This window comes from Methylocapsa sp. D3K7 (genome assembly GCF_029855125.1).
GTDB lineage: Bacteria > Pseudomonadota > Alphaproteobacteria > Rhizobiales > Beijerinckiaceae > Methylocapsa.
Map to the genome: position 1 here is coordinate 850031 of NZ_CP123229.1, position 20411 is coordinate 870441.

A 20411-nucleotide genomic window follows, 5' to 3' on the forward strand; every position below is an offset into this window, starting at 1 on the left:
CGCTCAAAAGCCTCAACAATTACGACATCGCGAGCATCCGCGCGCATCAGAGGAACGCAGGGAAACCAAGCGATGCTCCTTGGCTTGTCGGCCCGTCGGCCTATCCCAGCGTGTTCATGGTTGCGCGTGGACGCTCGATTTTCTACCGATTGTTTGAAGCGGCATGTGGAAATCCACCATCAAATGCGGGAATTTGGGAAGCCGAGGACGTGGATGTTCGTCAACTTTTCTTGGCGATCGTGTCACCCCCGCAACGCAACTCACCACATCGATCAGCCCACCAGGTCATCATGCGAACGCGCTCGTCCCAAAAATCAGCACGGGCATAGGCACGGCGGACGCTATCATTGTCCACATGGGCTAATTGGCGTTCGATGGCGTCGGAATTCCAAAGGCCGCTTTCGTTCAACATTGAAGACGCCGACGAACGAAAGCCGTGGCTGGTCATTTCGTGGCCGGTAAACCCTAGACGGCGAAGCGCCCCATTGATGGTGTTCTCGCTCATGCAGCGCGCCGGCAAGCGGATGGATGGAAAAACGAATTTTCCATGTCCGGTGATAGTTTGAAGCTCGCGCAAGATGGCGACGGCGCGGGCCGCGAGTGGAACGCGATGCGGTCGCCTCATTTTCATTTTCTCGCCAGGGATTGACCAGACCGCCGCGTCAAGATCAAATTCTGTCCATTCAGCCGCGCGAAGCTCGCCAGGGCGCACTAACGTTAGAGAGATCAATTCCAGCGCCATGCGCGTTTCCGGCGCACCCTCATAGCCAGATATGGCGCGGAGAAGCCCACCGAATGCTTTTGGCTCGATAATGGCGGCGCGATGCTGAACTGTTGGTGCGCTCAACGCGCCCTTCAATGCACCCGTAGGATCAGCGTCAGCGCGCCCAGTTGAGACGGCGTAGCGGAAGACTTGCCCGATGGTTGAGCGGAGCCGACGAGCGGTTTCAAGCTTGCCACGAGATTCCGCGCTCCTGAGAATGGCCAACACTTCTGGAGCGGTTATCTCGGATACCGGCCTCGCCCCGATTGCTGGGCGGGCGAGCCCAACTAGCCATTGGAACTTTTCGAGAGTCGGCGGGGCTTTCCTTTCCCTCCGCTTCTTATCCAAAAGCTCGATCGCGATTGCGTCGAATGTGTTGGCGGACGCGGTGGCCTTTGTAGCCTTGGCGAGCCTTTTGACGAGCAATGGGTCTTGTCCAGCAGCCAAGAGCCGCTTGGCTTCTTCCCGCGCGGCCCGCGCCTCGCGAAGGCCGGTTGCAGGATAGACGCCGATGGCAAGCAGCTTTTGAGAACCACCAGAGCGGTAAGCCAACCGCCAGCGCTTGGCACCATCGGGCGTGATCCATAATTGCAGTCCGCCACCATCTGACAACTTTACGAGGCGGGAGGCGGGCTTGGCGGCCCGAATTTCGAGATCGGTAACGGCCATGTTGGTATCTTTTCAGGCGGCAATGGCTGGATACCAACAAAGATACCAACATTTGACGCGGATACCAACGCACATCCAAAAACGTCTGTGGACAGAGATTGCACTCTAAGTCCCTGTTTTTCTGTTATTTTTGGACGATTATGGATGCAGGCGGATAAAGATTTGGCTCCCTGAGCAGGACTCGAACCTGCGACCGATCGATTAACAGTCGATTGCTCTACCAGCTGAGCTATCAGGGATCGCGATGCTTCGCGACGCGCATATAACAAGCTGCAACCGCCTTTGCAAAGGGCTACTGCACGATCCCAAGAAATTGCCCCGCTTTTCCATAAGATTATATGCGAAAACAAAGAGGTAGTGGCGATCGCAGGTTACCCGGGAGCGCTCGCGGTCAAATTTCCCTGCCCTCTCCTTTAGCCATCGGCTTAGCGGGCTTGTTGGAACCACGCCTTGCGGGAAAAGCGTATCCTCTGTATAGGCGAGGGCCGCGTGACGCGGTGCGGCAGGGGCCTCGTGGCGGAATGGTTACGCAGAGGACTGCAAATCCTTCAATCCCGGTTCGATTCCGGGCGAGGCCTCCATCCGTTTTGCCGTTGTTTTATAACTACCTTCATTCAACAATAATCGACCCGAATTGCAATTGCGGTTCTTGAACTGTGAGACATGCAAACCGGCATCTCCGGGTTAAGCGCAAACATTCAGAGCGCTGACGCAAGCCGTGCACTCGAGGTTTGACCCAACGCGTGCGAGGCGGAATGGCGGCCGTAGCGGCCATAACTTTGGAGTTCCGCGTGTCCGAAAAAATCCCCGTCACCGTGCTGACCGGCTATCTCGGCGCTGGCAAGACGACGCTTCTGAACCGCATTCTCACCGAGGACCATGGCCGGAAGTTTGCCGTCATCGTCAACGAATTCGGCGAAATCGGCATCGACAATGATCTCGTTGTTGGTGCCGACGAGGAAGTGTTCGAAATGAACAATGGCTGCATCTGCTGTACCGTGCGCGGCGATCTCATCCGGATCATCGAGGGCCTCCTCAAGCGCCGGGGCAAATTCGACGCGATCCTGGTCGAGACGACCGGCCTCGCCGATCCCGCTCCCGTGGCTCAAACTTTTTTTGTCGATGCCGATGTGCGCGACGCCGCGCGGCTCGATGCGGTCGTCACCATCGCCGACGCCAAATGGCTCGGCGACCGTCTCAAAGACGCGCCGGAAGCCAAGAATCAGATTGCCTTCGCCGATGTGATCATCCTCAACAAGACCGATCTCGTGAGCACGGAAGAACTTCACGACGTGGAAGCGCGGATCCGGGCAATCAACCCCTATGCCCAACTGCACAAGACGACGAACTGCGCCGTGCCGCTCGATGCGGTGCTCGGCCGCAACGCCTTCGACTTGGAGCGCATCCTCGAAATCGAGCCGGAGTTTCTCAACGGCGGTGATGATCCTGAACATGACCACGACCACCATGATCATCACGGCCACGAGCATCACGAGCACCATCATCACGAGTCACATGGCCTAAAACATTATCACGACGAAGACATGCAGTCCGTCGCTCTATCCATCAACGGCGATGTCGATCCAGAGAAATTCGTGCCCTGGCTGCAAGATTATGTGCAGAAAGAAGGCGGGTCCATCCTGCGCGCGAAAGGCATCATTGCTTTCAAGGATGAGCCAAAGCGGTTTGTCTTTCAAGGCGTGCATATGCTTCTCGATGGCGATTTGCAGCGCGAATGGAAGCCGCAGGAGAAGCGTGTGAGCCGGCTTGTCTTCATTGGCCGCAACCTCAAGGAAGACGAAATTACCAAGGGATTCTTGAGCTGCGCCGCTTAACGCCCAGCGAGCGATCCATTTCACGCATGAGCTTCCGATGACCGCTGCTGCCCTGACCGCCAATGTCAAGCCGCTGGACGCAGGAGCTCCCGTCGCGGCGGCGGGTTTCCTTGGAGATATTCCGGCGCTCGCGCTCGAAGACGGCACCGTCTTTTTCGTGACGCCCGGCAGCGGACAGCACATTCCCGTGCATCCGGACGCCGCGATTCTGACCGCCGTCAATTCGGCGGGTCATTTTGTCACTGGCGGCGATGACGGCCGTGTGGTGGTTGTCTCGCAAGATGGCGCCATCCAAGAAATCGCCAACGAAAAAGGCAAATGGATCGACGCACTCGCCGCACGGGAGGATGGCGCGGTTGCCTGGTCTTGCGGGAAGGACGTCCGCGCCCGCGATCACCACGGCGTCATTAAGACCTTTGCCGCGCCATCAACCGTGCGCGGGCTCGCGTTTATGCCAAAGGGTTACCGGATCGCGATTGCCCATTATGATGGCGCAAGCCTGTGGTTTCCCAATACCGCCGCTCCGCCTGAGCCGTTCAAATGGAAAGGCTCCCATCTCTCCGCGACGGTCTCCCCAGACGGCCGATTTCTCGTGACCTCGATGCAGGAAAACACGCTGCATGGCTGGCGGACTGCCGACAAAAAGGACATGCGGATGAGCGGCTACCCCGCGAAGACGCGTTCCTTGTCTTGGTCTTTCGATGGCCAATGGCTGGCGACGTCCGGCGCCGACGCCGCGATCATTTGGCCGTTCAAAGATAAGGAAGGACCCATCGGCAAAGCACCGCTCGAATGCGGCGCACGGCAAGTGAGGGTCACATCGGTTGCCTTTCATCCAAAATCGCTCGTCTTGGCGCAAGGCTATGAGGATGGACTGGTGATGCTTTGCCGGGTTCCCGACGGGGCGGAAATACTGGTGCGCCCTCCGCCCGCGGCCGGGCGGGCGATTGGCGCACTTGCTTGGGATGGTCCGGGCCGCAGACTTTTGTTCGGCGCGGCGGACGGTACGGCTGGACTTCTTGAGATGCCAGCCTGAGGCAATTTTTAAATCTGTCATGCTTTGCCGCTACAACTTGGCGTTTGCCAGGTTTCCTGCCCTCCCGAGGAGCCTCGAAATGAAAATCGCCGATGTCCGCGCGCGCGCTTTCGCCATGCCGCTCAACAACCCCTCCTATCCGCGGGGACCTTATCATTTTTATGATCGCGAATATTTTGTCGTCGAATATTTGACCGATCCAGAGGCTTTGCGCGCCATTGTGCCCGAGCCCCTCGAAATCATCGACCCGATCGTCAAATTTGAATTCATCCGTCTGCCGGATACGACTGGCTTTGGGGATTTCACCGAATGCGGCCAGATGATTCGCGTCGGCCTCGGAGGCGAAACGGGAACCTACGTTCATTCGATGTATCTTGACGATGAAGCTCCGATCGCGGCGGGGCGCGAAATTTGGGGGTTTCCGCAAAAACTCGCTCGTCTGAATCTCAGCCACGAGAGCGAGGTGCTTGTGGGCACCCTGCATTTTGGCTCCGTGCCCTGCGCCATAGGCAGTATGGGCTATAAGCACATTGAACTCGACCCCGCACCGATCCTGCGCGAACTCGGTGCGCCGAATTTTCTGATCAAAATCATACCGCATGTCGATGGCGGCCTGCGGATCTGTGAGCTCGTGCGGTATCGTTGGCAAAACGTCTCGTTGAAAGGCGCTTGGAGCGGCCCAGCGGCGCTGCAATTATTTCCCCATGCGATGGCAAATGTTTCAAAACTTCCGATCTTGAAAGTGCTTTCCGGCACCCATTTCATCGCTGATGTGACGCTCGGCCTTGGCGAGGTCGTACATGATTATTTGGCGGATAGAATTGAGCCGCCGCTCCAAGACTTGTCTTTCTTGACGGAGCCCGCGCAATGAACGAGATGCGCCCGGCGCGCGCAAAGACTCGCCGGGACAATATTGAGGCCATCGCCAAACGTTACGACCGCGTCGCCCTGGTCCTGTAGGGCGGTGGCGCCTTGGGGGCCTATCAGATCGGCGTCTATCAAGCACTAGCCGAGGCAGGCTGCGAGCCAACTTGGATCTCGGGCGTCTCGATCGGCGCCATCAACTCCGCGATCATTGCCGGCAATGGGCCGGAAAAGCGGTTACAAAACCTCGAAGTTTTCTGGTCCACGGTGTCGGGGCGCAAGATCTGGGCCTATACGCCAGAAGGCGATATTTTCCGTGATTTCCGCAATCAGACAAGTTCCCTGATGACGCTGCTCTTTGGCCAGCCGGGATTCTTTCAGCCACGCTCGCCCAGTCCTTGGCTGCAACCGCCGGGCGCGCAGGGCGCCACCAGTTACTATGATTCCGGCACCTTAAAAGACACGCTCGAAAAGCTGATCGATTTTGATCTTCTCAACGATGGCCGCAAACGGCTCAGCGTCGGCGCGGTCAATGTGTGGACTGGCAATTTCGTCTATTTCGACACCGAGAAGCAAAGGATCGGCCCCGAGCACATCATGGCCTCAGGTGCGCTTCCCCCGGCGCTTCCGGCCGTCAAGATCGAGGGCGAATATTATTGGGACGGCGGCATCGTCTCCAACACGCCGCTGCAATATTTGTTGGAACAAGACGAGCACCAATCCTCGCTGGTGTTTCAGGTAGATCTTTTTAGCGCGCGCGGAACCTTGCCCCGCCAGATGTCCGATGTTCTGACCCGCCACAAGGAAATCATGTATTCGAGCCGCACCCGCCAGAATACGGATGCTTTCGCGCGCGCGCATAATATGAAGATGCGCCTTGCCGATGCTTTGAAAAGAGTCCCACCCGAAGCGCTGAAGCCAGGCGAGAAGGAATTTTTGGCCGAATGTTCTAACGCCGCCGTCGTCAATATTGTGCATCTTATCTATCAGCATAAGAACTATGAAGGCCACGCGCGGGACTATGAGTTTTCCGGCACATCGATGCGTGAGCATTGGGACTCGGGCTATGAGGATACGTTGCGCACGCTTCGCCATCCCGAATGGCTGGAACGATCGGCGATTACGCGGGGGGTGACGGTCCACGATCTGCATCGCGAGGACCCGACGTAAAGGAAAATCCTCCGCGATCGGCTCTACACGGCAAATCGCCGCGTTGCCTTAACCCAATCCTGCGCGCGTTGCTCTGGATGGGCGTTGCGCGTAATGTCGGTGACAACGGCAGCACTGTCCGCTCCTGCTTTTAATACTCCCACCGCCCGCTCCAAGGTTATACCGCCGATCGCAACGAGCGGTATTTTGCCAATTTTCTCCTTCCATTCTGCGAGGCGCGGCGGGCCTTGCGGCGCAAAGGCCATCGCTTTCAGGATTGTCGGATAAATAGGACCAAGCGCGATATAATCCGGCTGGGTTTCGAGGGCGCGAAAAAGCTCGGTCTCGTCATGGGTTGAGACGCCGAGCTTCAAACCGGCGCGGCGGATCGCGGCGAGATCAGCTGAATCGAGGTCGGTTTGGCCAAGATGGATGAAATCGCAGCCCGTATCGATCGCCTCTTGCCAATAGTCGTTGACGACGAGTTGGGCGCCTGCGCCCGCGCAGAGCGCTTTTGCCTCGATGATCTCGGAGCGGACCCTAGCACCTGGCAGGTCTTTGATCCGCAATTGCACGAGCCGCACGCCGCTCGGCAACAGCCGTGCGATCCAAGCCGCGCTGTCAACGATCAGATAGAAAGGATCAAGCATGCGCGCGATCGCTGAAGGCGCGCCCGATCACGGGTGTCGAGGGAGCCGCCATGTCCCGCGCCTGCATCAGATCGGCGTTGTAGCCAAGCCGCCCCGCCTCCACCGCCAAAGCAAAGGCACGCGCCATTTGCACAGGATCGCCCGCCTTGGCGATCGCCGTGTTGATGAGCACTGCATCGAATCCCATCTCCATCGCCACCGCCGCATGCGAAGGCGCGCCGATTCCAGCATCGACAATAAGTGGCACGCCTGGAAAATGCGCGCGCAACGATCTGAGCGCATAGGGATTGTTGAGGCCACGCCCCGAGCCGATGGGCGATCCCCAAGGCATGAGCACTTCGCAGCCTGCGCCCAGCAGTTTCTCGGCCGCGACAAGATCCTCTGTGGTGTAAGGGAAGACTTGAAATCCTTCGCGCGTGAGGATCGATGCCGCTTCGACGAGACCAAACACATCCGGCTGCAAAGTATCTTCTTCGCCGATCACCTCGAGTTTGATCCAAGGCGTGTCGAACACTTCGCGCGCCATTTGCGCGGTGGTCACGGCGTCCTTCACGCTGAGGCACCCGGCGGTGTTCGGCAAAACCCGGACGCCCAATTCGCGGATCAGCGCCCAAAACCCCTCGCCTGCCCGGCTGCCTCCGGATTCACGCCTGAGCGATACCGTCACGATTTCGGCCCTAGCCGCCGCGATGGATTGCGAGAGAATTGCGGGAGAGGGATATTGCGCGGTCCCGGCAAGCAGCCGGGAAGAAAATTCGGCGCCATACAGCTTGAGACGGTCCTGGTGTGGAGACGCCGCCATGTCAGCCTCCTTGACGCGGGGTGAGGATTTCCACCTCGTCGCCCTCGTTCAATAGTGTTTTGAAGCGATCTGTTTTCCGAACAAAACTGTGATTGAGCGCTGTGGCGACCGCGGTGTCCTCATAGTCGAGTTCGTGCAGCAACGCGGCCAGATTTGCCGCCCTAACGTCAAGCGCTTTGCCGTTCACATGGATTTGCATCCATCACCTCCGGAAAATAAGCGTCTTTGCGGATGATTTGCACGACCCGCCTGGCAAGAGCGGGCGCAAGCAAGAAGCCATGCCGGTACAAGCCGTTGACATAGAGTTTACGCCCGTCGCGGCGGATTCTTGGCAGATTGCCCGGAAAGGCCGGCCGCACGCCGGCCCCCGTCTCTACAATTTCCGCCTCGGCAAAAGCCGGATGCAGACAATAGGCGGCACCCAGCAATTCGAGCATGGCCCGCGCGGTGATCCGGCCGGGCTCGGCATTTTCGACCATCGTCGCGCCGACCATGAACCGCCCATCGCCGCGCGGCACGATATAGACAGGATGGCGCGGGTGCAGGAGCTGCACCGGCCGGCTCAGCGTGATCTCCCGCGTTGCCAAAACCAGCATTTCACCCTTGACACCGCGCAGATCGGGCAACGCGTCTTGCGCCGCAAGACCGCGGCAATCAATCGTCCAATCAGAGGACTTCAACATCTGAGCCGCATCCACGCCAAAGCGCAGCGCAACATTGTCGAAAGAAGCAAGCCGCGCTGCGAGAACGTCCATCGCCGCGCGCGGATCGAGATGCGCCTCGGAGGGGAAAAACAAGGCTTCGTCAAAACGCCTTTCGAGATCCGGTTCCAGCGCCGCAATTTTCGTGGAGTCAAGCCGCTCAAAGCCAGAGGCGCGACGGGCAAAACGGGCAAGCTCCGGCCGGTCACGAGCAGGCGCAACAAGAAGTGACCCATGCTGTTTTGCGACGGGTATGGTTTTTGTCCAGAATTGAAGCGATTCGAGACCGAGATGGAGAACGAGTTTTTCTGTACCCTCGGCCTCGCACCAAGGGGCCAGCATGCCGCCCGCAAAATAGGAACAGCCGAGCCCCGGACCCTCCCGCCTCTCGACCACTTCCACATCAAGCCCGGCGCGGGCGCATTCAAAGGCAACTGTGAGCCCGGCAACACCGGCACCGATAACGCGAATAGGCATGGCCCTACCCATTGGCGCGGGCTTTCGGCCAGCTATCGACACAAAGGCGCCGGAAAAACAGATCTGTTAAGGGAAAAATCATGGCTTACCATCCCTACGCCAGTGCGAACTGGATCAGGTTCGAAGGGTCGCTAGGCCGCTTTGTCAGCGCCGCCAGCCTCTCAGCCCCCTGCCGGGGATCCCCTAGGTTTTCACCGAATTAGATAGGCTTATTAGGGGTTTGCGTCAAGGACGGCAGCCTTTGCTCACCGCAACCAACTCCGGAAAAACTTGAAAACCCTGACTTGAGCCGCGCGAACACCTCCCGGGCGCAAATTAATCATTTTCTGCCACATTAATGCTTTTTTACGGACAGATAGAATTGGAGGCGTAAAGGCACCGGTTGCGCAAAAACCGTCGGAGCCCTGGCTTTTTTAATTTTCGACAAATGAGCAGAGCCTATGAACATCGCCTCTAGGAACACGCATAAACCGGCGGGCAACGCTGCGAACTGGTTATCGATCCATGCTGTCGCGGCATTGGCGGTGATGGCCGTCTCCATGCCGGCCTCCGCTGACTCATGGATGGATTCTCTCAATCCATTCAATCTGTTCAAGGGCGAAAAATACGAAACCAAGATCATTCCCGATGTTCCAGCAGACGATCTCTACAATCAAGGATTAGCCCGGCTCCAATCCAAGGATTATGATGGCGCCGCCAAAAAATTCGCTGACCTTGAAAAACAATATCCGTATTCGCAATGGCAAAGGAAGGCGAGTTTGATGACCACCTTCAGCCAATATCAAAATGGCAGCTATGACGACGCCATTGCATCGGCAAAACGGTACATTGCCCTTTATCCCGCATCCCCAGACATCCCATACGCTTATTATCTCGAAGGCATGTCCTACTACAATCAAATCCCGGACATCAGCCGCGATCAAGGGCGCGCGGCGAAGGCTGTCGAGGTCTTTACCGTCATCACCGACAAATACCCGAAGTCGGAATATGCGCAGGATGCGAGCTACAAGCTTCAGGTTGCCCGCGACCAATTGGCGGGTAAGGAAATGTCGGTTGGCCGTTATTATCTCAACCAGCACAATTACGCGGCGGCGATCAACCGCTTTCGCGAGGTGTTGTTCAAATATCAAACGACTCGCCATGCGGAAGAAGCTTTGATGCGCTTGACCGAGGCTTATCTCGCGCTCGGTGTCCCCAGCGAAGCGCAGACCGCCGCCGCCGTTCTCGGCCATAACTACCCCGAGTCAAGCTGGTACAAGGATGCCTTCGCGCTGCTCCAAGGCGGCGGCCTGCAGCCAAACGAGGATAAGGGATCCTGGATCTCGAAAATCTTCCGCCTTGGCTAGGGTCAGGACTCATTTAGCCCAGTAGCTGACGCAGGCTGCGATGAGGACGCCAGAGAGGAAGCTCTCGGCGAGTTTGTCATATCGAGTTGCGACACGGCGATAGTCATTAAGGCGGGACCAACACCGCTCAGAACCCGGCGGTCATCCACGCGACGAGCGCCCCTTGCGGCCCCTGGGAAGATGCGGCTCGATCCGAGCCCAAGCCTCGTCGTCCAGCCAGTAAAGCTTGCGCATTCAAAGCTCCCTTCCAGAAGCCTTGAATCAGAACAACAACCTCACAGCCAAACCTTATTGGGTACGGGCCTTAGCGTGCCGCCTAGGAAGAGGGGCATGAACAGTGAGCGAACGATATCGACATTGATTGCGTTCATCGCCGAGATGCCGGCCGCTGACGGTGGTGATCCGGCAGCAGACCCATTAAGCACGCAATGCCTCGACATGGCGCGCGAGCTTTTCGAGCGTCTGGTAACCGTATTCGACTGCACCGAAGCCGATGCCCGCGTCGCGCTTTGCTTTGGTTGGATGCAACTGACGCAATGTAATCACGGTCTTGCTATCGCCCTGTTCGTCGAAAGTGATGGTTGTCCGGAATCGCCCCGGATCGTCATCGCTGTCCGTTCCGTGATCGAACTCGATCAGAGTCGGTCGTTCGATACGACGGAATATCATCCGGTTGGTGAAGCGCTGGCCATCAGGTGCGATCATGTCGAAGCGCCACAGACCGCCGACGCATATGTCGATCTCCTTGGTCTCGATTTTAAAACCGGTTGGCCCGAACCAGCTCGGCAGATGTTTCGGGTCGATCCAGGCAGAAAACACAACGTCGCGCCGCGCATCAATTACCCGCGAGAGAACGGTTTCGCGATCGAGCGCCCATTGCGAGAGCGCAGCGTTGGTGGACGAGTTCATGATCAAATCCTTTGATTGGGATGGGCATGTGACAGTGGTGTCAATGACGCGGGCGAACTCCCTGAGATCGTGGCGGCAGCAAGGAGCGTCCGCCGTTTGCGGAACTCAATCATTTCAACCTTCTTTTCCGGGACTTCTTCTCAATTGTCTTCACATAGGCCTCGAGCCGATCCAGGCGCGCCTCCCAAACCGCACGCTGCTCGGCCAGCCAACGTTCAGCATCGGTCATGGCGACCGGCTTCAACCGGCAGGTGCGAACGCGCCCACTCTTCTGAGATTCAACGAGGCCGACGGCCTCCAGCACCCGAACGTGCTTCATCAGACTAGGCAGCGCCATGTCAAATGGTTGGGCGAGTTCCCCGATCGAGGCGTCGCCCTCCCCTAGACGCTCAAGGACCGCTCTCCTGGTTGGGTCCGCAAGAGCGCCGAACACAAGGTCGAGACTCGATGGTAAGTTATCCATATGGCTAACAATATATGCGCGCCGAGGGGCTGTCAATAATAGTTATCCGTCTGGATTACTAATCGTGCAGAGGGAGGTGCCGCCTTTGACAAAAGCCTCACAGCCAGATCTTATAGAGTACGGACCCTAGGCAATATCCCGCCAAGGCAATTTCATTCTAGTCATATGGGTGATTTGCCTCTTTTCGCCGTTTCGCTAAAAGATATAAAGAGCACCGGTGGCGCTATCTCGCCGCATCGGGGAGTCCCTCCACCCCATGCTCGTTTCGCTCTCGATTCGCGATATCGTCTTAATCGACAAACTCGACCTCGAGTTTGCGCGTGGCTTGACGATTCTGACCGGGGAGACAGGCGCGGGCAAATCGATTTTGCTCGACGCGTTTTCTCTCGCGCTTGGCGCCAGGGGGGACGGCGGTTTGGTCCGCCAGGGCCAAGCGCAAGGTCAAGTCAGCGCGAGTTTCGAGCTTGCCCCCGGTCATCCCGCTTTTGCGGCGGCGCAGGCGCAAGATATTGATACGGATGGCGGCCTCATTCTCCGGCGGGTGCAACTCGCGGATGGCCGCAGCCGTGCGTTCGTCAATGATCAGCGGGTGACAACCCAAGGGTTGCGCGCGATCGCCTGTGAACTCGTCGAAATCCATGGGCAGCATGACGATCGGGCACTCGTCAATTCGAGCACCCACCGGCAGTTGATCGATGCTTATGGCGGCCTGAAAGGTGAGGCCGCCACGGTGCGCGACGCTTATGCGCGTGTCCGCGCCCTCAAGGCGGAGAGCGCCCGCGAACTGGCGCGGGTCGAGAAGGCCCGCGCGGAGGCGGATTACCTTCGCCATGCGGCTGCCGAGTTGGTTGCGCTTGCAGTCGAGCCGGATGAAGAGCCCGCGCTCTCTGAACGCCGCGCCACAATGATGCAAGCCGAGAAGGTTGCAGGGGAACTTCGCGACGTGCAGGCGGCGGTGACCGGTGAACATTCGCCGATGCCCGGCCTCTCTGCAGCCCTGCGAAGATTGGAACGGCGTCAGACTCAAGCTCCTCGATTGATCGCGCCTGTCGCCGAAGCGCTCGATGCCGCCCTGGATGCCCTCGATCTTGCCGGACAGGCCGTGGATCAGGCCTTGCGAGAAGCCGATTTTGAGCCGCGCGAATTGGAGCGGATCGAGGAACGGCTGTTCGCCTTGCGGGCAGCGGGACGCAAATATACAACCGCCGTCCATGCACTTCCCCAGCTTGCCGATAAATTTGCCGCAGACCTTGCCGCGCTCGATGCCGGCGAAGCTAGACTCATCACCTTGACACGAGACGTCGAAGCCGCGGAGGCCTCGTATGCGGCAGCGGCACGGGTTTTGTCAGCCGCGCGGAAGAAAGCGGCCGCCGCATTGGATGCCGCGGTGTGTGCCGAACTCGGACCGCTCAAGCTCGAAGGCGCCTGTTTCATGACGGAAATCAGCAAAGAGGCGGATGGTCCCGACGGGTGCGATCAGGTCGAATTTTGGGTGCGAACCAACCCCGGAACAAAGCCCGGGCCATTGATGAAAATCGCTTCGGGCGGCGAACTCGCACGCTTCATGCTGGCGCTGAAAGTGGTTCTCGCCGACCGCGGCTCGGCGCCAACACTTGTCTTTGATGAAATCGACACTGGCGCCGGTGGCGCGGTCGCCGATGCCATGGGCCAGCGGCTGGCGCGGCTCGCCTCCCGCGTGCAAGTGCTGGCCGTCACGCATGCGCCGCAAGTCGCGGCGAGAGCCAAGGGCCATTTCCGCATCGCCAAGGATGCCACTGATAAAGGTCAGCGCGTCGCGACGCAGGTGGTCCATCTCGAAATGGACGCCCGCCGCGAGGAAATCGCCCGCATGCTCGCCGGCGCGACGATCACCGACGAAGCGCGCGCCGCCGCAGGGCGGCTGCTGGACAGTGCTGGGTAAGGGGTGGGCAAGGGCTTTTCGTCGCCGCCTTCGAGGCCGAGCCGCAGGCGAGAGTGATCAGTTTCGAGGGTGAGATGCTCGATGTTCAGGGAGGACTGAGGTTCCCGACTCGTCATGCCCGGCCCCGAGCCGGGCATCCAACAACGAAAGGCGGACGCTTGGATGGTCGGTTCAAGCCCGGCCATGACGCCATGACTATTTCATGCGGAATCGATTGCGAATGCCAAGGCCGACGAGAAAAAGGAGAATTGTACCGAGGATGGTTTGAACGGCGGAAAGGACTTTCAAGAGATCGGGAAGATTGCTGATCGTCGCAGCATCAAAATAATCTTTGCGAAAGCCAAAAACATTAAAGGTATTTGCGAAACTGAGACTCAGGGATTCCCAGGGCGATAGTATTTTGAATGGTAAGAAGATCAAGGCACCGATTGCCGCCACCACGAAAAGCCCAATCAGTGGCCTGATATAGCTGCGGCCATAATCGCAGATGATCCCATAAAGGGCGATCGGAATCCCTGATCCTCTAAATTTGCTCTCTCGCAAGATCCGGAGCGATCGCAATTCGAGAGAAAAGAATTTGAGCTCGTCCTCGTGCTTTTTTAGCCGGTCCATTTCGAGCTTGAGACAAGCATAGGCATCAACGAACACCCCCGCCTCATCCTTGCCTTTCGGAGTTGGTGGCCAAGTTATTCCACGCCACACGGTGCCCTGGTGAAGTTTGGCACCGAAAAATTTAGGAGGCTCCATGTTGAACGCCATTGTATCGAAAAAGGTTTCTCCTTTCATCTCCGCATTGACAAAGCTGCACGTCCTTTCAAAAATTGCACTAGTGAAGCGCGTCTCCCCGAAGAATGTCGCATTCTCAAATGAGGTCTCCTCCTTCATCTCCACTCTGACAAAGCTGCTCCGCATGTGAAATTTCGCTCCGTCAAACAACACCCGACCATAGAATTTCGTTTGATTAAAGAAGCTCTGACCAGAGAAGGTAGCGCCATGAAATGCAGCGTATCTACAAAATGTTGCGTCTCTAAACCCTGCATATTGCGAGAAAGTCGAATTTAAAAAATCGGCGGCACTAGGGAATATCGCGCCATCAAAGCAGGCGCCACTCAAGAAAGTCACATAGATAAACGAGGCGCCACCACAGAAATTCGCACAATGAAAGTGGGCATTTCCGGAGAAAATAACGCGATCAAAAAATGTACCACCGAAAAAGGTCGCGCCGGAGTATGAGTTAAGTTCGCCGAAGAAATTCGCGTCGACAAAAAAAGTTACCCCCGCGAAGAGATAGTCTGCAAAATATACATTGTTAGTGAATTGAACACCTGAGAAATTGATCATAATATTGAACGGAGGGAGAACCTGCGTTGCCGAGGAACTTGCTCTCTTGACAAAGGCTTCCCCAACCTCGGCTAGCTCTTCTGCGGACAAAGGGGTTAGATCTTCTGCGGGATGCCGCTTTTGTTCGATTAATTGCTCGCGTGTTTCATCGTCGAGGTTAGCCGCGAAGTAGCGATTCCAGGCGATCCGATTCTTCGTTCGCAGCTCGCTATCCTCAAGGGCAGGCTCTCCATAGAGCGTCGCCAGCAGATACCAAGGATTATCCTCGGCCTTAGACTTCTGCGGTGGCTTAGCCGCGCCTGCCCCGCTCTCTGGCTCCTCCGGATCATTGCTCATCGCCGCCCATCCCCTCCCCCAAAATAGCCGCAAAAAGACAGCCGCTTTCGCCGGTCGCACCAAGCCGAGAGGCGGGCCTGACCTGCGGCTTGCCAAAACTTTTGCGTCAATCGTACCAAAACGTTTCACGTGAAACATTTTGGTAAGGTTTCCTGCCCCGACCGGACAAGATTGATGCTTCACCAATCAGCCTTGGCCTTCGACAAAGCGCGGCAGCCCTGCCACGCCCCGCGCATTTTCTGATTCGCGCTTAAAGTTTTCTTAAAAGTTTCGCGAAATAGTTTCCAAACTCCCACGAGAACGATTGGAAACCGCATGTATCTTTCTCTCGGACAGGCCGCCAAGGAGGCGGGTGTCGCCAAATCCACTATCTCGAAAGCCTTGTCTTCCGGCAAGTTATCTTACCGGGAAAAAAATCCGGAGGGCTATAAGATTGATCCAGCCGAACTTTTCCGTGTGTATCCGAGAACCACGAAAACCAGTGCGGAAGACACCGCGGAAAACGATTGGCAACAGGGTCACTCTGGCGCGGAAACTATCCCCTATTCGGCGAAATTCGAGATTCAGCTTGCTGGGCTGAAGAGTCTCATCGCCGAAAAAGACCGCCGCATCTCTGATCTCGAAACCGACCGCGCGCAATTGCGCGAAGACCGTCATCGCCTCACCGAAAACTGGCAAGACGAGCGGGTCCGCCTTTTGAAATTGCTCGAGGACCAGACCGGCACCCTTAAACTGCTGACCGACGAGCGGAGCAAACTGGTGGCGGAAGTTCAACGCACCTTTTGGCAGCGGGTGTTTGGCCGTAAGCCAGCCGTGGCGGCCTAGTTTTCCCTCACGCGGCGCGCCGGGCAGCTTGCCCGGCCACGGACGTGCTGTCATGATTTGCGTCCAAAGGTGCGGTAGGATGCAAACCCGCCGGCCCGGGGTTCCGCGATGACATCGCCCTACACCGTCCAAGTCGCGCAATCTTTGCGCGAAATCGACGCCGCGCAATGGGACGCCTGTGCCAATCCACAGGCAGATGGGCAAGCGCCGGACCCGCACGGCGATGAAAGTCATGAGGCCGAGCGGTTCAATCCTTTTATCTCGCATGCTTTCCTCAGAGCCCTGGAAACGTCCAAATCGATTGGTCCCCGGACCGGCTGGACGAGCACGCATCTTCTCGTCAAGGATACAGACGGCCGTCTCGCCGCCGCCGCGCCCGCCTATCTCAAAACCCATTCAATGGGCGAATATGTCTTCGATCATGGCTGGGCCGATGCGTATCATCGCGCGGGCTTGCATTATTATCCAAAGCTGCAAGTCGCCGTGCCGTTCACACCGGTCACTGGCCGCAGGCTGCTCGTTGCGCCAGGGCATGGCGAGGCGGCGCGCTCGGCCTTGCTCGGCGGGCTGCGGGCCTGGCGCGAAAAAATCGAAGCCTCATCAATCCACATCACCTTCCCGACAAGGACTGAATGGGAGGCGCTTGGCGCTTCCGGGTTCCTGCAGCGGACCGGGCAGCAGTTTCATTTCCTCAACCAAGGTTACGCGGATTTCGAGGCTTTCCTGTCCGATCTCGCATCACGCAAGCGCAAGGTGATCCGGCGCGAGCGGAAGGAAGCATTGGCGGACGGCATCACGATTGAACTTCTGACTGGCGCCGATATCAAGGAAATCCATTGGGACGCATTTTTCCACTTTTACATGGACACCGGTGAGCGCAAATGGGGCACGCCATATCTCAGCCGCGCGTTTTTCTCATTGGCCGGCGCGGCGATGAGCGAGTATATTCTTTTGGTCATGGCCAAGCGCAAGGGCCGCTATATCGCGGGTGCCCTCAATTTCATAGGCAAGGATGCCCTCTACGGCCGCAATTGGGGAGCGATCGAGGAACATCCCTTTTTGCATTTCGAGGTCTGCTACTATCAGGCCATCGCCTTCGCGATTGCGCGAGGACTCTCCCGCGTCGAGGCGGGTGCGCAAGGCGAGCATAAGCTGGCCAGAGGCTATCGCGCGGTTGCAACCTTCTCGGCACATGACATCGGCGACAAACGGTTTGCCCGCGCGATCGAGGATTATCTGCAGCGGGAGCGTGTTCATATCGATGAGGCGATGCGCGAATATGAGGAGCTCGCACCCTTCAAAAAGGTGCCTTGAACATCAATCCAAGAGGAGCGCGCCCATGCCATCGGCTTATGACGAGACAAACATATTCGCGAAAATCCTGCGCGGCGAAGTCCCGTGCTACAAGGTCTATGAGGACGATGCGGTACTCGCCTTCATGGATGTCATGCCGCAAGCCGACGGTCATGTGCTGGTCCTGCCAAAACAGCCTTCACGCAATATTCTCGATGCCGACCCCGATGTTCTTTCTGCACTGATACCGCGGGTGCAGAAAATCGCGCGTGCGGTTAAGAAGGCGCTCGCGGCGGATGGAATCACCCTCCTTCAATATAACGAACCCGCCGGCGGCCAGACGGTATTCCACCTGCATGTCCATATTGTCCCGCGCTGGACGGGTGTGGAGTTGCGGCGGCACGCGGGTGCAATGGAGAAACCGGAGGTGCTCGAAGCTTTCCGTGCCAAGATCGCGGCAGCGATTGATGGAGCTTAGCTGAACGGCGGCCGCCGCACGCGCATTGTCCACGCGGCAGCGGCGTTACCGTTTCAATGCTTCAGATCCGGCTCCTCGACCGTTTCCGACTCATCGCCGGATGCGTCGTCATCCAGATCGTCCTCGTCGTCGCCACCTTCTTCCTTAAGGCGGCGGGATTTCGCCCGCCGCACTTCGGGTTCGGGCCGGACACGCTTTTTGCCAGCTTCGACGATATCACGTTCCGGGCGCGGGAGAACCGGCCCTTCCGGGAACAGGAAGCCCAGTTTCTTGACACCATCTTCTTGGGTCACAACCACGACCCGCACCGTTCCGCCGTTTTTCAAACGGCCGAACAGGACTTCATCGGCAAGCGGCGTCTTGATGACCTGCTGGATCACGCGCGCCATCGGCCGCGCGCCCATCTGCTCATCATAGCCATTTTCAACGAGCCAGCTGCGCGCCTCATCGGTGAGTTCGATCGAGACATTGCGGTCGGCGAGTTGCGCATCGAGCTGCATGATGAATTTGTCGACGACCTTGACGATGACTTCGGCGGGCAGATGCCGGAAAGTGACAACCGCGTCGAGCCGATTGCGGAATTCTGGCGCGAACATCCGGTTGATTGCCTCAAGATCCTCGCCCTCACGTTTCGTGCGGGTAAAACCATAGGCGGCGCGCGCCATGTCGGCGGCACCGGCATTGGTGGTCATGATCAAGATGACGTTGCGGAAATCGACCGACTTGCCGCTGTGATCGGTGAGCTTTCCATGATCCATGACCTGCAACAAAATATTATAGAGGTCGGGATGCGCCTTTTCGATCTCGTCAAGGAGCAAGACGCAATGGGGATGCTGGTCGATTGCATCGGTCAAGAGGCCGCCCTGGTCGAAGCCGACATAGCCAGGCGGCGCGCCGATGAGCCTTGAGACGGTGTGCCGCTCCATATATTCCGACATGTCGAAGCGCACGAGTTCAACGCCAAGACTGACCGCGAGCTGCCGGGCGACCTCGGTCTTGCCGACGCCCGTCGGTCCCGAGAAGAGGTAGCTGCCAATCGGCTTCTCGCCGTCGCGCAACCCTGCCCTGGCCAGTTTGATCGCGGCTGTCAGCGCCACGATCGCATCATTCTGACCATAGACCACGCGCTCAAGTGTCTCGGTCAGATGTTCGAGAACCTCGGCATCATCCTTCGACACGGTCTTGGGAGGAATCCGCGCCATCGTCGCGATGGTCGCCTCGACCTCCTTGATGCCGATCGTCTTCTTCCGTTTGGGTTCCGGCAGCAGCATCTGGCTCGCCCCCGTCTCGTCGATCACATCGATCGCCTTGTCGGGCAGCTTGCGGTCGTTGATGTAGCGCGCCGAGAGTTCCACCGCAGCCTTCACCGCTTCATTGGTGTAGCGGATTTTGTGGAACTCCTCGAAATAGGGTTTCAGCCCTTTCATGATCTCGATCGCGTCAGGGATCGAGGGCTCATTGATGTCGATTTTCTGGAAGCGGCGGACGAGTGCGCGATCCTTCTCGAAATACTGCCGGTATTCCTTGTAGGTTGTCGAACCGATGCAGCGCAGGACACCTTGCGCGAGGGCGGGCTTTAAAAGATTGGACGCGTCCATGGCGCCGCCGGACGTCGCTCCCGCACCGATGACGGTATGAATTTCGTCGATGAAGAGAATTGCCTTTTTGTGATTTTCGATTTCCTTCATCACCTGCTTGAGGCGTTCCTCGAAATCGCCACGGTAGCGGGTCCCGGCCAGAAGCGTGCCCATATCGAGCGCGAACACCGTCGCTTCCGCGAGAACCTCGGGGACCTCGCCCTTGACGATTTTGCGGGCTAGCCCTTCGGCGATTGCGGTCTTGCCGACACCGGGATCACCGACGAGCAGCGGATTGTTCTTGTGGCGGCGGCACAGCACCTGGATGGTCCGTTGAACTTCCGGCTCGCGTCCGATCAAAGGATCGATCCGCCCATCCCTGGCCTTCTTGTTGAGATTGACGCAATAGGCATCGAGAGCGCCCTCTTTTTTCTTCGAGTCGCCGTTGTCCTTGGCATCTCTTGGCTCGCGCGCTTCGGCTTCCTCCTCGGTGCCGCGCGGCGTCCTCGAGGAATCCGTAAGGCCGGGCCGTTTGGCGATCCCATGGCTGATGTAATTGACCGCGTCGTAGCGCGTCATATCCTGCTCCTGCAGGAAATAAGCAGCATGGCTCTCGCGCTCGGCGAAAATCGCGACCAGCACATTGGCGCCGGTGACTTCCTCGCGCCCGGAAGACTGCACATGAATGACTGCTCTCTGGATGACGCGCTGAAATCCCGCTGTCGGCTTGGCATCCTCGCGATCCTCGCTGACCAAATTGTCGAGTTCCTGGTCAATATATTCGCGAAGATTTTTTCGCAGAAGATCGAGATCGACGGAACAGGCCCGCAGCACGGCGGCGGCGTCCCCATCCTCGGTCAGACTGAACAGCAAATGCTCAAGCGTGGCATATTCATGATGCCGTTCATTGGCGATGGCCAAGGCCCGGTGCAGCGATTGTTCGAGATTGCGGGAGAACGACGGCATGGGCTCCAAC

19 protein-coding genes, 2 tRNA genes, 2 pseudogenes and 1 riboswitch are annotated in these 20411 nt (G+C 57.9%); of the genes and pseudogenes, 10 read left to right on the forward strand and 13 right to left on the reverse strand.

What is annotated here, in order from left to right; all coding sequences use genetic code 11:
• Window positions 1-220: 220 nt before the first annotated feature.
• Window positions 221-1432: an integrase arm-type DNA-binding domain-containing protein gene (locus tag QEV83_RS03855; protein ID WP_280129943.1), complete on the reverse strand. Its 1212-nt coding sequence runs from the start codon at window positions 1430-1432 to the stop codon at window positions 221-223.
• Window positions 1433-1595: 163 nt separating this feature from the next.
• Window positions 1596-1671: transfer RNA gene (locus tag QEV83_RS03860), tRNA-Asn, on the reverse strand.
• 268 nt (window positions 1672-1939) lie between these two features.
• Here QEV83_RS03860 and QEV83_RS03865 point away from each other — a divergent pair.
• The 5 genes from QEV83_RS03865 (at window position 1940) to QEV83_RS03885 (ending at window position 6337) form a co-directional block, all read left to right on the forward strand.
• Window positions 1940-2013: transfer RNA gene (locus tag QEV83_RS03865), tRNA-Cys, on the forward strand.
• Window positions 2014-2223: 210 nt separating this feature from the next.
• Window positions 2224-3267 (forward strand): GTP-binding protein, encoded by a 1044-nt coding sequence (locus QEV83_RS03870; RefSeq protein ID WP_280129944.1) that lies wholly within the window; start codon window positions 2224-2226, stop codon window positions 3265-3267.
• A gap of 37 nt (window positions 3268-3304) precedes the next feature.
• Window positions 3305-4303 (forward strand): WD40 repeat domain-containing protein, encoded by a 999-nt coding sequence (locus tag QEV83_RS03875; protein WP_280129945.1) that lies wholly within the window; start codon window positions 3305-3307, stop codon window positions 4301-4303.
• A 79-nt stretch (window positions 4304-4382) separates the two neighbouring features.
• Window positions 4383-5174, forward strand: coding sequence for an acetoacetate decarboxylase (locus QEV83_RS03880; RefSeq protein ID WP_280129946.1), 792 nt, complete (start codon window positions 4383-4385; stop codon window positions 5172-5174).
• Window positions 5175-5275: 101 nt separating this feature from the next.
• Window positions 5276-6337 carry a patatin-like phospholipase family protein gene (locus QEV83_RS03885; protein ID WP_280129947.1) on the forward strand — a complete coding sequence of 354 codons (1062 nt, stop codon included), beginning with the start codon at window positions 5276-5278 and terminating at the stop codon, window positions 6335-6337.
• 23 nt (window positions 6338-6360) lie between these two features.
• Here the strand turns inward: QEV83_RS03885 and QEV83_RS03890 are convergent, their stop codons facing one another.
• From QEV83_RS03890 to QEV83_RS03910, 5 genes are all read right to left on the reverse strand, one after another.
• On the reverse strand, window positions 6361-6966 hold the full coding sequence (locus QEV83_RS03890) for a thiamine phosphate synthase (RefSeq protein WP_280129948.1): 606 nt from the start codon (window positions 6964-6966) through the stop codon (window positions 6361-6363).
• A complete protein-coding gene (locus QEV83_RS03895; protein ID WP_280129949.1) occupies window positions 6959-7768 on the reverse strand; it encodes a thiazole synthase in 810 nt (269 codons plus the stop codon). The genes QEV83_RS03890 and QEV83_RS03895 overlap by 8 nt, the downstream gene beginning before the upstream one ends.
• A gap of 1 nt (window position 7769) precedes the next feature.
• Window positions 7770-7967, reverse strand: a complete 198-nt coding sequence (gene thiS, locus QEV83_RS03900; protein ID WP_280129950.1) for a sulfur carrier protein ThiS — start codon at window positions 7965-7967, stop codon at window positions 7770-7772.
• Window positions 7936-8946: a glycine oxidase ThiO gene (thiO, locus tag QEV83_RS03905; RefSeq protein WP_280129951.1), complete on the reverse strand. Its 1011-nt coding sequence runs from the start codon at window positions 8944-8946 to the stop codon at window positions 7936-7938. Before thiO ends, thiS begins: the two co-directional genes overlap by 32 nt.
• A 74-nt stretch (window positions 8947-9020) precedes the next feature.
• Window positions 9021-9141, reverse strand: a riboswitch (TPP riboswitch).
• A gap of 139 nt (window positions 9142-9280) precedes the next feature.
• On the reverse strand, window positions 9281-9487 hold the full coding sequence (locus QEV83_RS03910; RefSeq protein ID WP_280129952.1) for a hypothetical protein: 207 nt from the start codon (window positions 9485-9487) through the stop codon (window positions 9281-9283).
• Between QEV83_RS03910 and QEV83_RS03915 the strand changes: the two genes are divergently transcribed.
• Entirely contained in the window at window positions 9486-10292 is an 807-nt protein-coding gene (locus tag QEV83_RS03915; protein WP_348273253.1) for an outer membrane protein assembly factor BamD, read from the forward strand. The genes QEV83_RS03910 and QEV83_RS03915 overlap by 2 nt on opposite strands.
• A gap of 9 nt (window positions 10293-10301) precedes the next feature.
• Here the strand turns inward: QEV83_RS03915 and QEV83_RS03920 are convergent.
• The 4 genes and pseudogenes from QEV83_RS03920 to QEV83_RS03935 all read right to left on the reverse strand — a co-directional run.
• A pseudogene (locus tag QEV83_RS03920) lies at window positions 10302-10421 on the reverse strand (IS5/IS1182 family transposase); the annotation flags it as partial.
• A pseudogene (locus tag QEV83_RS03925) lies at window positions 10412-10526 on the reverse strand (IS5/IS1182 family transposase); the annotation flags it as partial. The pseudogenes QEV83_RS03920 and QEV83_RS03925, both read right to left, overlap by 10 nt.
• Before the next feature lie 183 nt (window positions 10527-10709).
• The gene (locus QEV83_RS03930) at window positions 10710-11201 is read right to left on the reverse strand and encodes an SRPBCC family protein (RefSeq protein WP_280129954.1); all 492 of its coding nucleotides are present in this window, start codon (window positions 11199-11201) and stop codon (window positions 10710-10712) included.
• Between the two features lie 109 nt (window positions 11202-11310).
• Window positions 11311-11664 carry a metalloregulator ArsR/SmtB family transcription factor gene (locus QEV83_RS03935; RefSeq protein ID WP_280129955.1) on the reverse strand — a complete coding sequence of 118 codons (354 nt, stop codon included), beginning with the start codon at window positions 11662-11664 and terminating at the stop codon, window positions 11311-11313.
• A 256-nt stretch (window positions 11665-11920) separates the two neighbouring features.
• On the opposite strand from QEV83_RS03935, the gene recN reads away from it, so the two are divergent.
• The gene (gene recN / locus QEV83_RS03940) at window positions 11921-13585 is read left to right on the forward strand and encodes a DNA repair protein RecN (RefSeq protein WP_280129956.1); all 1665 of its coding nucleotides are present in this window, start codon (window positions 11921-11923) and stop codon (window positions 13583-13585) included.
• 195 nt (window positions 13586-13780) lie between these two features.
• On the opposite strand, the gene QEV83_RS03945 is transcribed toward recN, so the two are convergent.
• Window positions 13781-15400, reverse strand: a complete 1620-nt coding sequence (locus QEV83_RS03945; RefSeq protein ID WP_280129957.1) for a pentapeptide repeat-containing protein — start codon at window positions 15398-15400, stop codon at window positions 13781-13783.
• Between the two features lie 177 nt (window positions 15401-15577).
• Here QEV83_RS03945 and QEV83_RS03950 point away from each other — a divergent pair, with 177 nt between their 5' ends.
• The 3 genes from QEV83_RS03950 (at window position 15578) to QEV83_RS03960 (ending at window position 17858) form a co-directional block, all read left to right on the forward strand.
• Window positions 15578-16087 carry a hypothetical protein gene (locus QEV83_RS03950; RefSeq protein ID WP_280129958.1) on the forward strand — a complete coding sequence of 170 codons (510 nt, stop codon included), beginning with the start codon at window positions 15578-15580 and terminating at the stop codon, window positions 16085-16087.
• A gap of 108 nt (window positions 16088-16195) precedes the next feature.
• Complete coding sequence (locus QEV83_RS03955) at window positions 16196-17401, forward strand: GNAT family N-acetyltransferase (RefSeq protein WP_280129959.1); 1206 nt, start codon at window positions 16196-16198, stop codon at window positions 17399-17401.
• Between the two features lie 25 nt (window positions 17402-17426).
• On the forward strand, window positions 17427-17858 hold the full coding sequence (locus QEV83_RS03960; protein WP_280129960.1) for an HIT family protein: 432 nt from the start codon (window positions 17427-17429) through the stop codon (window positions 17856-17858).
• 53 nt (window positions 17859-17911) lie between these two features.
• On the opposite strand, the gene clpA is transcribed toward QEV83_RS03960, so the two are convergent.
• On the reverse strand, window positions 17912-20401 hold the full coding sequence (gene clpA / locus QEV83_RS03965) for an ATP-dependent Clp protease ATP-binding subunit ClpA (protein WP_280129961.1): 2490 nt from the start codon (window positions 20399-20401) through the stop codon (window positions 17912-17914).
• Between the last annotated feature and the right edge of the window lie 10 nt (window positions 20402-20411).